Source organism: Moraxella sp. CTOTU47915 (assembly GCF_031986685.1).
Classification (GTDB): domain Bacteria; phylum Pseudomonadota; class Gammaproteobacteria; order Pseudomonadales; family Moraxellaceae; genus Faucicola; species Faucicola tetraodonis.
Genome location: NZ_DAMAAE010000008.1, coordinates 1 through 13,071, shown reverse-complemented (window position 1 = coordinate 13,071; position 13,071 = coordinate 1). Strand labels below are relative to the sequence as shown.

10 protein-coding genes, 1 tRNA gene and 1 pseudogene are annotated in these 13,071 nt (G+C 39.7%); 3 read left to right on the top strand and 9 right to left on the bottom strand.

Annotated features, from left to right (window positions below):
- Window positions 1–124: 124 nt before the first annotated feature.
- Window positions 125–943 carry a M48 family metallopeptidase gene (locus tag RTL34_RS07710; protein WP_312115953.1) on the bottom strand — a complete coding sequence of 273 codons (819 nt, stop codon included), beginning with the start codon at window positions 941–943 and terminating at the stop codon, window positions 125–127.
- A 367-nt stretch (window positions 944–1,310) separates the two neighbouring features.
- Between RTL34_RS07710 and RTL34_RS07705 the strand changes: the two genes are divergently transcribed.
- From RTL34_RS07705 to RTL34_RS07695, 3 genes and pseudogenes are all read left to right on the top strand, one after another.
- Window positions 1,311–1,386, top strand: a tRNA-Gly gene (locus tag RTL34_RS07705).
- A gap of 406 nt (window positions 1,387–1,792) precedes the next feature.
- Window positions 1,793–3,766 (top strand): annotated as a pseudogene (locus tag RTL34_RS07700) (ATP-dependent helicase); the annotation flags it as partial.
- A 234-nt stretch (window positions 3,767–4,000) separates the two neighbouring features.
- Window positions 4,001–4,399 (top strand): hypothetical protein, encoded by a 399-nt coding sequence (locus RTL34_RS07695; RefSeq protein ID WP_060995957.1) that lies wholly within the window; start codon window positions 4,001–4,003, stop codon window positions 4,397–4,399.
- Between the two features lie 78 nt (window positions 4,400–4,477).
- On the opposite strand, the gene RTL34_RS07690 is transcribed toward RTL34_RS07695, so the two are convergent.
- From RTL34_RS07690 to RTL34_RS07655, 8 genes are all read right to left on the bottom strand, one after another.
- A complete protein-coding gene (locus tag RTL34_RS07690) occupies window positions 4,478–5,209 on the bottom strand; it encodes a hypothetical protein (RefSeq protein WP_060995958.1) in 732 nt (243 codons plus the stop codon).
- 12 nt (window positions 5,210–5,221) lie between these two features.
- On the bottom strand, window positions 5,222–6,703 hold the full coding sequence (locus RTL34_RS07685) for an RNA ligase (protein ID WP_060995959.1): 1,482 nt from the start codon (window positions 6,701–6,703) through the stop codon (window positions 5,222–5,224).
- Between the two features lie 542 nt (window positions 6,704–7,245).
- On the bottom strand, window positions 7,246–9,417 hold the full coding sequence (locus tag RTL34_RS07680; RefSeq protein WP_060995960.1) for a phosphocholine-specific phospholipase C: 2,172 nt from the start codon (window positions 9,415–9,417) through the stop codon (window positions 7,246–7,248).
- Window positions 9,418–9,456: 39 nt separating this feature from the next.
- Window positions 9,457–9,609, bottom strand: coding sequence for a hypothetical protein (locus tag RTL34_RS07675; protein WP_203171190.1), 153 nt, complete (start codon window positions 9,607–9,609; stop codon window positions 9,457–9,459).
- Between the two features lie 513 nt (window positions 9,610–10,122).
- On the bottom strand, window positions 10,123–11,421 hold the full coding sequence (locus RTL34_RS07670; RefSeq protein WP_060995962.1) for a VWA domain-containing protein: 1,299 nt from the start codon (window positions 11,419–11,421) through the stop codon (window positions 10,123–10,125).
- Between the two features lie 66 nt (window positions 11,422–11,487).
- Window positions 11,488–11,772 carry a glycerate kinase gene (locus RTL34_RS07665; RefSeq protein ID WP_265104051.1) on the bottom strand — a complete coding sequence of 95 codons (285 nt, stop codon included), beginning with the start codon at window positions 11,770–11,772 and terminating at the stop codon, window positions 11,488–11,490.
- An 88-nt stretch (window positions 11,773–11,860) separates the two neighbouring features.
- Window positions 11,861–12,106, bottom strand: a complete 246-nt coding sequence (locus RTL34_RS07660; RefSeq protein ID WP_060995964.1) for a hypothetical protein — start codon at window positions 12,104–12,106, stop codon at window positions 11,861–11,863.
- Window positions 12,103–12,732: an AAA family ATPase gene (locus tag RTL34_RS07655; RefSeq protein ID WP_060995965.1), complete on the bottom strand. Its 630-nt coding sequence runs from the start codon at window positions 12,730–12,732 to the stop codon at window positions 12,103–12,105. Before RTL34_RS07655 ends, RTL34_RS07660 begins: the two co-directional genes overlap by 4 nt.
- Between the last annotated feature and the right edge of the window lie 339 nt (window positions 12,733–13,071).

Below are 13,071 nucleotides of genomic sequence, written 5' to 3'. Positions count from 1 at the left end.
GCGGTGGATTATTAGGTATCAGCAAATTTTTAATCAACCCAATATTTGTCTTACTAAATTTGCGCACTAAAAAAGCCAATATCAACTGAATATTGGCTTATAAAATACGAAGTTAACATTAACGCTAACGGCTTTGTTGGTACAATGGCATCACACGTGGCAATAATGATTGAATGGTGGCAATACGTGTTGAGCTCACCGGGTGGGTACTTAAAAACTGAGGTGGCTCGCCGCGACCGCCCGCACTCTGCATTTTACGCCATAGGCTGACTGCTGCATTAGGGTCGTAACCTGCCCGTGCCATCAGCTCTAGCCCCATCAAATCAGCTTCCGTTTCTTGGGTGCGGCTATTGGGACGGGAAATACCCAAATCCCCCGCTAAACCTGCTAACTGTGCCTGTCCTTGAGATAGCCCTAATACACTCGCGGCAATACCAATCCCTGTTTGGGTCGCCACCTCACGCGATAGACGCTCACGGGTATGCTCACGTAATGCATGCGCCATCTCATGACCCATGATGGCAGCAATCTCAGCATCGGTTAGACTCAAGCGATCGATAATACCTGAGTAAAAGACAATTTTACCGCCGGGTAATACGTGTGCATTGAGCTCATTACTTTTAATGACATGCACTTCCCAAGACCATTGTCTTGCATCGCTGCGATAGGCACCTGTCTGCGCAATCAGACGCTGAGAAATTTTCTGTAAACGCGCCAACTGTGCCGGATTGGTATCAAGCAGACCTTTCGCACGGGCAGCGGCAATTTCTTGTTGAAAAGCTTGTTTGGAAAGTTGTTGCACCTGCTGATCGGATACTACCAATAACTGATTGCGGTCGACGCCAATTGCCCCCGTGTCAGTGGTGGTTGAGCAACCGGTAACAGCTACTGCAATGACGGATGCCGCCAAACTTGACATCATAAGTTTTTTTGAAATTTTCATCTTATCGTTATCTCCAAATACAGCAAAAAGGACCAAGAGAAATATGAGGTTTAGACGCATTATAGCGAAGTCATTAAAAAACAATCTGCTGAGATTTGCAGTAGTTGAGTAACGATAGATACATGGTGTGTTTCAGAGTGTGATAAAACTAGCTAATAACTATAGGTAGAAAGGAAAAAATTAATACGAGAGTAAAGAGTCAAAAAAAACTACTTCCCAATAAAACTCAGTAAAAATAGTTAAATTTAAAAAAACGCATTTTTTTGAATTTTTTTTGCAAAAATGCTTGACGCCGTGTCAAAAATCTTTATAATACGCATCCACAACGACGCAACAAACATTCAAAATTGCTAGTTGACCACCTCATGCGGGAATAGCTCAGTTGGTAGAGCACGACCTTGCCAAGGTCGGGGTCGCGAGTTCGAATCTCGTTTCCCGCTCCAAATTCAAGAAAGCCTAACTTAATAGTTGGGCTTTTTTATTGCCTGAAATCCCGCTACTATCAAGGATTTCAAGCTTTGTGTCCCTTTTTTTACTAAAAATGCTTTGTTAATTTAACTAATCAATTTTTTGCAAAATTTTAGACCGTGACCAAAACGTGACCATTTTGTGACCACGCTTTTTTTATAATTTTTTAGAGTGACCCCGACCGTGAATTTGGATGTTTAATGAAATTCAATATTTTTTTAAATAAATATAAATAACACATATTTATTAAATAGAACAAAAATCCAATACGAATAAGCCTTCAACTGTCATTTATTAATCTAACATCTTAAGAATATAATTAGACAACATCTATATAGTTTGCTAGCCTAAACCAATGCTTATTAGCCAATTTCCTTTACTATGACCATCAATAACCTCCTTGACGAACTAAACCCTGCCCAACGTAAAGCTGCCACCACCGACGCTCAGAACACTTTGGTGTTGGCAGGGGCAGGCAGTGGTAAAACTAAGACCATTGTGGCTCGGGCTGCCTATTTGATTGATAAAGGTGTTCCTGCCAATGAAATCCAAATCGTCACCTTTACCCGCCGTGCTGCCAGTGAGATCATCACCCGTGTCGAAAGTCATTTAGGATTGCAAGCAGAAGGACTGCGCGCTTCCACCTTCCATACCTTTTGTCTAAGTATCTTACGTCGTTACCCTAAAGTGTTTGACTTAAAAGGTTTTAACGTCATCGACCGTGATGATCAAATCATGATCTTCAAACTGCTACGCGGTAAGCTCGAAGATAAACGTGCTAAAGAGGCAGCGGCTAAGGCTAATCAAACATCCACAGGCAAAACCGTCACCTTCCAACGCAGCAAAGCTGTGCCAACTATCAGTGAGATATTACCTAAGCCCAAAGAGCTTGTTGATTTATATTCTTATTTACGCAATACCCAAATCTCACTTAAAGACGCGCTATACAAGCAACTGCCTGATTTTCAGCCTGCGTATGATGAAATCAAAGTAGTTATGAAAGGCTATGAAGCGCAAAAGCAAGAACGTCATTATCTCGACTATGATGATATCTTGGAGTATGTCGCACGCTACTTAAATGCCGATGATTGGCTCCTTGAACGGGTCACTGAAAATACCAAGTATCTGCTCGTCGATGAGATGCAAGATACCAATCCATTGCAGTGGTTACTACTGCAGCCTTTTATTGGACGCACGCAGTTGTTTTGTGTCGGTGATGATGCCCAGTCGATTTATGGCTTTCGCGGGGCGGACTTTGAAAATATACATAGCTTTAAAGAAAGAGTACCCGATGCCGAAGTGCTGACACTGGATTTAAATTATCGCTCAACTCAAGAAATTCTAGATTTATCAAACTGGCTGCTGGATCGAAGTGAGCTTGATTATAAAAAACGGCTTACCGCACATCGCGGTGAAGGGATTAAACCGGTACTGCATAGTTTTGGCAATGAGTTCGATGAAGCGCGATTTATCGTCAGTGATTTAAAAAAGCGTTATGACAAAGGGTCACCGTGGCATCATCATATGATTTTGCTTCGCTCAGCGTTTTCAGGTCGACAAGTGGAAAGCGCACTCATTGCTGCAAATATTCCCTATGTGTTTATTGGCGGCACCAAATTACTTGAAGCGGCGCATGTTAAAGACTTAATCAGTATGCTGCGGGTAACGGTCAACCATCTTGATGAACTCGCCTGGATTCGCTTTTTAACGCTATGGGATGGCATTGGCGATGCTGGAGCAGGGAAGCTGGTGAATGAGTTCTTAACGTTGCCTGACTTAAACGCTTGCATTGAGCTACTGGATAAAAAAAGCAAAGTACCAAAACCTGCCCTTGACGCGCTTCGAGAACTATCAAGCCTTCAAGAACTACCTGAACAAAGCATTGATATCGCCTTTGATGCGTTAAGTGATCAATTACAAAAGAACTATGAGAAAAAAGACTGGGACAGCCGCGCTCGGGATTTTGATTTAATCAAGCAACTTGCCATGCGTCACAATACCTTGGCAGACTTTATTGAAGCGTATGTGTTAGACCCAATCTCGCACAGTGAAGTGAGCAAACAAGACAATGATGACTTGGTCACATTGATTACCATTCACTCTGCCAAAGGGGCTGAGCGTGAAGTCTGCTATATCGTTAATGCATCAGTGGGACAATATCCGCATCTGCGCGCCCAAGACAGCTTTGAAGAAGTGGAAGAAGAACGCCGTGTGCTATATGTAGCGATGACGCGGGCTAAAGATGAATTGATTATCACTCGGCAAAACTTAAATACCTGGGCGACGAGCCGGATTGATGCGCAAAACCGTACCATTGAAAGTTATTTTTTAAGCGAAGTGCCAAAAGAGCTATTGCCGAATGATACTGGGTTTAATTCGTTCGGTGGTTTCAGAGCTGATAATTCATTTCATCAACCGCTGAAGAAAAAACCCAAAATCGGGATTGATTTTGATGATTAAGATTTTTTAAGCCTTTTAACAAATCCAGATATGCCGTTCTAAGGATTAACTTTACTCTCACTACAACAAGTATTTTAACCAATAATTGTTTATAATTAGATTTAAAATTAATGAAATGGAAGTTAGCTTATGAATGTCAAATTTGCGTTATTCGCAGGATTGTTGTTAAGCGTGCAAGCATTTGCTTTAGATAATACAGCCAATCAAGCAAAGTCTACCAATGATGTACCAACCCAAGCCGATATTCAGCGCCTATTTGATGAGGAAGTCAAAGCCATCAATCGCAATATGATTATCAATAACCCGATGTACTCAGGTGATTATCATACTGATATGCTCACACAGCAAATGTTAGGCTCGATGCAGTATAAAGCTAAAATCAACAAAGCCGTGTGTCAGCCTACTGACAAGCCAAATACCTACGACTGCTTAGTGCATACCACGTCAAATGTGATGGGTTATCAAAGCATTAATAAAAGCGCAATCACCGTCAAACGCATTGGCGGTGAATTGGTCTTGGTTAAATAAAGCTAGGGTAGAATTTTTCAAATGATTGGTCATTTAAAAAACTATTTCGTATTTAGCATCTATCAGCAAGTTGATTTATTAACCATTTTGCATTAATTTTTGTCGAATTAATGGTGAAATATTTTGTACCAACTGCTGATATTCATCATCTACTTTGACTTGACCAAAGGTCGGACTACTAGCCAAAATACTTGGAATTGCCAGGTGATTTAGCGGGGTGTCATCTTTAAAATGGTCAAGTTTTGGTAAATCTTCTAGATAACTGACCACGTCATCTAAGGTCAACAATTTGCCGTGTAAATCAAACCCAACATTTAAAATACGGCCACCAATATCCGCCATACGATCATGAATATGACCATGCAGATGATAGTAGCCTTTGTGACAACCATCCCATTCAGCAATTGGATAATGAAACAATACTAAAGTTTTACCGAGTTCTTTAAGTTGCAGCTTTAGATAACTTTGAGCCGAATATAGCAATGGATGACCATCGTGTTTTGATGTGGTCAAAAACTTGTCTAGGTGGTTTTGAATAATATCATCGTGGTTACCAAAAATTAAATGATGACGACCATTTAGCTGCGATAATACCTTGTTGATGTGACGCAGGTTGTGTGAAAACGTCAAATCACCCAAGTTATATACGTCATCATCTACGCCCACGGTATCGTTCCACATCTCAATCATGTATTGATCAAGCGTATCAATGTCGCCCTGATAGCTAGGCTGGGGGCGAGTGTGAGGACAAAATTTTGCAATATTTCGATGTGAAAAATGCAAATCTGAAGTAAAAAAAATGTTACTCATTTTGCGTTCTCTTTATTCTAATTTTTCTAAAAATTGTTGGACAAAAGCGATTTTCTGTAATTCATCAAGCTGATTAAACGTATCTTGATGTGCTTTGATATGATCAATCAGTGGATAATATTCTTCATCCACTTGCTGCTTACTTAATTTACTGCCCAAATTTTTTTCTTGGCTACGTCCAAAAAATTTCGACACCAGATAATAAGGTGACTTTAATTTAAATAATAAATCTTGCGTTTGGCTATCAAACACCATAAAACCTTCGTGTTTAACGGTTTTTAATAGGGTTTTTAACTCACCAAAACGGACGTTTTTTAGCGTAGTAGGACGTTTTAAACCAAACTTTTTACCAATTTCATCCAACTGCTGCTCACTAAATAAGTTGCCTGTTGCCACATCCCTTATACCAATCAGTGTTTCACCAAACGCTTCAGGAATAATATGAATGTCGCTTGGGTCAGTAATCTCAAATAAAAAGGTATGATTAGCAAACTGTTTAAATACAGGTTCATATTTCGTGCAATGCTCACGCGTCATGAGCGCAAAACTGCTATCAAGTGATCCAGTAGTCGAATATAGCACTTGTCGATCAAAGCTAGCACCAGCACTTGGGTGATTATTATCGAGTTCAACATAAGTGCATACACCCAAAAATCCGTTTACCTTAACCACGGCGTCGACCAATCGATCGTCACTCATCGCAATGGGATAGGGACTATTTTTAGCAATACGTTCAGAATAGTTAAATACCTTGTTAAATGGTCGCACAATAATACGGTTATGCTTATCAATCACAAGTCCGCGCATTTCTAACAAAGCATTATCAAAGCTGTTTTCATAAAATACCTTACGCGCGTATTTTAAAACGAACAGATCTGGATAGTTTTTACTTTGTTTTTTGACGAAATTTTTGCGTGCAAAGGTCAAATAGTCATCGGTGACAAACGTCTGTTGTACCTCGTCAAATGGCAATTTACCATGATTAAATACATGCATTTTGTCAACTAACTGTTGAGTTAACGCATCAATTGGCTTAATGGCAGGAACATGGATTTCGTCACGTAATTTGCTGTTATTCAAATTGATATAAGCCGTCAACACATCTGCTTGTTTGACGTTATGCGTGTTTTCAAAAAAATTGTGTAAACGGTAAATTTCAACCTCAAAGCCAAACTTTTTCGCCATCTTAATCAAATGGATACAAGCTGAACCTTTTTGATTTGTGTTTGAATTGACAATTAATATATCTTGGTTAGGGTGCTGTTGCCCTTGCTTAAGCATATTTTTAAATGTCGCAAGATTTTGACGTTGGGCTTTATCCACCAAATCACCTGACCAACGATACATACCATTTTCATCAGTGAGTAATAGGTCATTTTCTAAATGGACGATGGTTGCATTGGGATACGCTTGAGCAAATTTGCTTTGCTGCTGTCTGGCAAACGTGGTTTTCCCAGAGCCTTGATGGCCACGGATTAAAATAAATTTTTGCATAACTAGCCCCTTATTCATTGCATCTTTATAACTGCGGTTAAACAATGAAAATTAAGATTGAAAAATGCAAAATTTAGACAAAATAAAGACATGGACTAGAACATAAAGGCTAGTCAATACGTGATTTGGTCAAATTTTACATGTACAAACCGAACAATTTTGTGAGAAAAATTGTGGTTTTGGCGGGGTCGTAGCTCAGGATTGTTACGCTATCACGCTTTTATAGCGAACAAATGTAGGATCACTATTAACAAAAGTAGATAAAGTTTTTGTTAATTTCTAGATTTTAGTTTAGTTGGTTATTCATTGTCAAGTTAATCGTATCTGTATTGATTTAAAACAAGGAACTTATGTTGTGCTTAAATCATTGTAACTTACCAAAACATAGAGCTTGACACGTTAGAAGTGTCTTACATTATGCAGGATAAATATAGATAACAGTATGACACCATAAGAAAAACCGTAATACGTACATCTTAATTCGTTCAATAAAAAAAGGACTGGCTTTCAGTCCTTTTTTTATTATTAAGGTTAATGGCTAATTAAAGACCCATCGCAGGATCAGTAATACCGTGTTCACCCGTCTCAACACGTCCAGCAAAACGGCGTAACCAGTTGGCATCTTCTTTTATTGTCACCTCAAAATCATACCAACGGCCGCTATCTGTTAAATCCCAATGTACTTGTTGTTCTTTACCTGCAGCAATCATAACTTGCATTGCTTTAGTGCTATCAAAATACGCTTTCGGGGTGATGATAAAGGTTAGCTCGGTTGCAGATTGATTCATGATATCAACATAGACATTGCCATTGGCAACATCGTAGCAGACACGGATTTCTGCTTTGTTTTTGCTTAAAGTATTGCCAACAAAATGACGGTGATAACCATTATTGGACAATACCCATAAATCGTACAACCCATCGGTATTCACCGTCCAAGTATCGTTTAATTGTTTACCTGCTTCCACCGCATAACGGCGTGGGATACGACTCAAATCCAATTTGTTATATACATGGAACACGCAGCCTGCTGTGCCCGTATTGGCAAATACTAAGCCCACGTTTTGACTATCGACATGTGCAGTGGTGTGCAATCGATAAGGCAAAGCACGAGAAGGTTGATAACCTGTGGCTTGTTTTGGCATCACTTGATTGGCAGGGACGCTAATTTGCGGCAATTTTTCTTGGTTGCTACGTAGTGTATCGGCATCTTGACGAGTCTTTTTACCAGCCAACGTTGGTAGCACTTCAGTATTTGGCTCTTTAAAGTTAAAGGCAGAGGTCAAATCACCCAACATCGCACGGCGATAAGGTGAAATATTGGTTTCTTTTACGCCAAAACGTGCCTCTAAAAACTGTAAAACAGAGGTGTGATCAAAGTTTTGTGAGTTGACCCAACCGCCTCGACTCCAGGGCGAGATAATGTACATGGGTACACGAGGGCCAGGTCCATAAACATCATTGTCAGGTAAAGGCATATTTACCGCTTCTGGAATATGCATTTGGTTATAATATTCTGAGCTGATTTGACTATCTGATAAGGTGGTTTTACCTTGCAATACATTGTTGTCATAAGATGGGGCGCAAGGCGGCGGTAAATGGTCATAGAAGCCATCATTCTCATCAAAATTGATAATAAAAACAGTCTTACTCCAAACCTCTGGATTGGCGGTTAATGCTTCTAATACTTCCTGGGTATACCAAGCGCCTTGAACAGGACTTGAAGGTCCTGGATGCTCAGAGTACTTTTCAGGCGCAACAATCCATGACACTTGTGGTAATTGGTTATTTAATACATCCTGTTTAAAGCTTGCTAAGAATCCACCATCTGGCATGGTGTTAGCAATGCCTTTATACAGGGGTGATTTGGCATCATCGGTTTTCGCATAGGCCGGTGCAACGTAACCGTCTGTCCAATCATGATAGACAGGTTTGCCAGAGGCAATATTGGCTTTACGATAGGCTTCAAACCCAACCAAGCAATTGTCAGTATAGTTATCAGGCATATTTTGATATATCATCCAAGACACACCAGCTTGGGTCAAGCGCTCAGGGTATGTTGTCCATTTATACCCACCATCAACCATACCAGGTTCTAGCTCATCCCAAAAATTATTGACGACCACTTGTGGCGGATTAGCAGTCGCGCCGTTTGTACCTGTCCAAAAGAACATGCGATTACAGTTAGTGCCGCCATGTAATGAACAAAAATACGCGTCACAGATGGTAAAAGCCTCTGCAAGGGCAAACTGAAATGGCAACTCTTCTCGTTGGTAATATGACATAGATTGTGGTTGCTTATATTTTGCCCAGTGGGTCATACGACCTTTATCCCAAGCATCTCGCGCATCTGTCCAACTGTGAGGTGTGCCTTTGACGCGTTGAGCATTGCCTGCCGCTTGGTCAAGGTGATATGGCATGACGATTTTTTCATCTTTATCAAGCTGTTGCCAGACAGTGCGACCATTAGGCTGAGGAATGGTAAAACGATCACCAAAGCCACGCACCCCTTTTAATGTACCAAAATAGTTGTCAAATGAACGATTTTCTTGCATCAAAATGACCACATGTTCGACATCTTTAATGGTACCGGTTTTATTATTGGCAGGAATCGCAAGGGCTTTTTGAATAGAAGCAGGAAAAGATGCCAGTGTAGCAGCAGATAAGCCTGCAATCCCAGAACCTTGTAAAAATTTACGGCGAGAAACGGACATAATGTCTCCTTAAGCATTCGTAAGCATAAAAGTGGGTGGCTATTTTGGTGCGCAGTCCATGACAGGCTGTTTTTTACCAGAGTTGGTGTTGCTTGATGAATTGTTATCGTTATTACAGCCAGTAAGCGACAATGCAGCAATCATGCTAACAAGTAAGCAAAATGACATAGGCGTGGATGGACGGGTCGGCATAGACGTTCCTCATAAGCAATGGCTATTTATTAGAATTTATTTTAATTTTTAAGCAGTTATCACTGAAAATTAAAACAGGACTAAATCCTAGCTAATAGAAATGTCGATGAGATGACAATTATGTGAATGGATGATGAACGATAGATAGCGCTAAGCTTCATAGCTAAACATATTTTTAGTAGCGCAGTTTAATGAGCAAGTTGCAGTAAAAAATCAAATGACTCAAAGATGATGTTACAGGTGCCTAAAAACCTGATAGAGTTTTCTACACGCCTTTTAAGTATGGCAGTGGGGCACAGCAAAAAGACGAGCGCTTTTTTTGTAATATGAATGAACAGCGTTGGCAACTAATTGAAAATCAGCTAGGGTTAGCCAAAACATTGAAAGTTTGGCTAACGGATAATAATCGGGTGGATAGAAAAGAAATTTGGTGGAATATGATGCTGCAAACCAATTATTGATAAGCTTTAAATTGCTTAACAATTGGAGATAATAGGTTTAGTGAGTAGAATGCTATCCAATGATTCTTTTGGATTTAGCCTCATTTAACCAACTGGGGAACTCTTCTAAAAGTAGCTCATACAAGCGCTCATCGCTGATACTGGTAATACGATCTAACGCAAAAAAATTGCAATTATCAACAATACGACCTGTCATATCATCGAGTTTTTCAAGCACCCCATAATTGCGACCGCCAATCCCAACAAACTGCCAAAAAATGGGTAGCATCGCTGCCTGCGTTAAAACCTTTTGCATTTGCCGGCCACTGCCCACACCACCGTCAGAAATAAATAATACATACACAGGGACACCATCGTTAAACTGCTGATAATAATTAATTACTGCTTCAATCGCTGGTATTTCTTCATTGATTCTTGCGCCTACCTGCCAATTGCGCCAACCGCGCTTGGTTGTTTCAATAAATTGATTGACATTGCTTAAGGTCACATCATCAAGCTGCGTGGTATATTGAGCAAATGCCCAACATTCAAACCTACCATCATTATCAAAGTTAATTGCCAGTGGCATAAGGCGATCAACCACTTTTTGCACATCGCCATTATGATATTGATGGTTCATTGAGCCTGAAGCATCTAGCACTAAAGCCACACGTGCTTGTACATCAAGTAGGTTTTTCTTTTCTAGTTGTACCAGTGACTTTTTGGTTAAGTCAATGATGCTGGCATTACCTGTTTTTTCTGCCTTTTCTAACGAAATCTTCTTTTTTAAATCAATTTTAGATAGTTGTGGGTTAATTGGCGCAGTTGGTGCGGCTTGGATAGGCGCTTCTTCAGCCACTTCACCACCAAAATGCTTGATTAAGGCTGCCAATCCACCATTAAAACCTTGTCCCACTGCATTCATGCGCCAAATATTATCTTTTTTATAAAGTTCCAGTGCCATTAACGCCTTTTCTTGCTGAAACATACTACCGTCAATTGGAAAGCTTGCGACCGTCTGCTGCTGAGATTGCAAGTTAATTGCCATTGCTGGCAACTGTGCCATGGTTTGATGACCATCAATGGTTAAGGTTAATATCAAGCGCTCAATTTGCGGGTTTAAAGTCGCTAGGTTGACATCAAAGCTGACTTGTTGACCAGTATTTTGGCTAAGCTTTAGGCTACCGCATGGGCTTTGAGGCTGGTTATAAAATATCATGTAGGCTTCGTTGCTAAGCTTACCTTGATTGTCTAAACCAAACAGTGCAATGTCTAAGTTTAAATTGATTGGTGGGGTAGTTGTTAAGCTAAAAATTAGCTGATTGGCTAATACATCTGATAATTTAAGTTTTTGTCCACGAATAAGTTGCATCTCTAAATCCTTGTCGATAGTTATTGTTTATTGTTATGTTACAGGCACAAGGTTACATAAATTTTATTATGAGTGGGTGACATGCATAAAAATGGCGCATATTGGTATTACAGCTACGCCATAAATGGCGATAATAAGTACATGGATTACTTTAATAAATGAAAGAACACCTGATGCAACTTTACTCATGGACGTTTGAAAATCCATTTTCCCTTCACCGGTGATGACCAAATCTGCTTCCTGAATAATTTGCTCAAGATGACTAATTTTACTTACTAACTGAAATCCGCCGGTCAATTTCGCCGGTAAAAAGGTCATTAACGCAAAACCCAAACCGCCTGCAGCACCTATTTTATTGCGGTTATCTAGCTAATCAATAACCGATAAATTCAATGATAGAACTAATTTTCTAACAAATAAACACCAATATAGTTCTATTTTAGTTATCTTTTAGTGCTAACTGCTTCAACGCGTAGCGTAGAATCCCGCTATGCGTCTGCCCATATTTATCTGCCAGCTCAACCAACAAATTATATTCATACTCATTTAAAGGCAAGGTATGTGACTTAAATTTTCGGGGCGCTTTGGGATCTGGTTTTGTTGTTTTATTTGATTGATCAGTAGTCACGCCATTGACAAAATCATCCTCCGTTAAGGTGGGTGCTTGGGTACGACGTTTAATCATAATGCCAACTCCTTCATCAATTCACTAAACTCAGTAATAGCTTTCGCGTTATTTGCCTCTATCACGCCTTTACCCTCTGCAAGTACATCGCGATAAATTTTACGCTCGTGAATAATGGTCGTTAATGGGTTTAACAGCGGAAAATCACTCAAGTATTCTTTGGCTTGAACGACTTCTTTATTCGCGCGGTTAGTCGGTGCTAAGGTCAATAGCCCAAAACACTGCAATTGCTCGTTAAAGCTAAGTGCCTGATCAATCACTTCGGTTAAATGGGGTAGGGTGTCTAAATCTAGCTGCGATGGTTTAAAAGGCACGATGAGTTTAGCCGCTACGAGCATAGCAGTCCGTAACTCTTTACTGTCATGTCCTGCTACATCGACCACGACATACGCATAGCGCTGATTTAAATCTTTAAGGGTACTTTTGATATCACCATATCGCTGGATACAGTGTACCTTTGCTAGACTGGTTTCATCTCGATCTCTCACCCAATTTGCGGAGCTTTGCTGGGGATCAGCATCCACTAAGACCACATCTTTGCCAAGATTTGCTAAGCTACAAGCGATATTAATGGCGATTGTAGACTTACCACAGCCACCTTTTTGACTACCTAACAAAATAATCATAACGACCCTAATTTACTATCAATTTAGAACTAAATGGTAACTTATTTAATGGTTAACTAGTTTTTTATTAGTGTTGATTATAGTGTATTCACAATTGAAGTCAATCATGTGTATTTGGCAGTTGTTATGTAGCAAGAATTAATTAAAAAGGATGCAGGTAAGTTTTTTATATATTTCGTTGATTATAAAATCTACCGAAATACGAACTATATCGAATAAATAAACCTAGAATATATTTTTCTAGCCTACTGAATATAATTTAGCCAAGCTCTTTGTGAGGATTGTAATACCAAACCCATAAAATATAGTATTATAGCTATATGAAAGAATCAAACCCAA

What these genes read in the sequence shown, in the direction of transcription:
- RTL34_RS07680 (WP_060995960.1), bottom strand. Translation starts at nt 9,417, where the DNA reads ATGTCCGTTTCTCGCCGTAAATTTTTACAAGGTTCTGGGATTGCAGGC.
- RTL34_RS07675 (WP_203171190.1), bottom strand. Translation starts at nt 9,609, where the DNA reads ATGCCGACCCGTCCATCCACGCCTATGTCATTTTGCTTACTTGTTAGC.
- RTL34_RS07655 (WP_060995965.1), bottom strand. Translation starts at nt 12,732, where the DNA reads ATGATTATTTTGTTAGGTAGTCAAAAAGGTGGCTGTGGTAAGTCTACA.
- RTL34_RS07685 (WP_060995959.1), bottom strand. Translation starts at nt 6,703, where the DNA reads ATGCAAAAATTTATTTTAATCCGTGGCCATCAAGGCTCTGGGAAAACC.
- RTL34_RS07660 (WP_060995964.1), bottom strand. Translation starts at nt 12,106, where the DNA reads ATGATTAAACGTCGTACCCAAGCACCCACCTTAACGGAGGATGATTTT.
- RTL34_RS07670 (WP_060995962.1), bottom strand. Translation starts at nt 11,421, where the DNA reads ATGCAACTTATTCGTGGACAAAAACTTAAATTATCAGATGTATTAGCC.
- RTL34_RS07695 (WP_060995957.1), top strand. Translation starts at nt 4,001, where the DNA reads ATGAATGTCAAATTTGCGTTATTCGCAGGATTGTTGTTAAGCGTGCAA.
- RTL34_RS07710 (WP_312115953.1), bottom strand. Translation starts at nt 943, where the DNA reads ATGAAAATTTCAAAAAAACTTATGATGTCAAGTTTGGCGGCATCCGTC.
- RTL34_RS07690 (WP_060995958.1), bottom strand. Translation starts at nt 5,209, where the DNA reads ATGAGTAACATTTTTTTTACTTCAGATTTGCATTTTTCACATCGAAAT.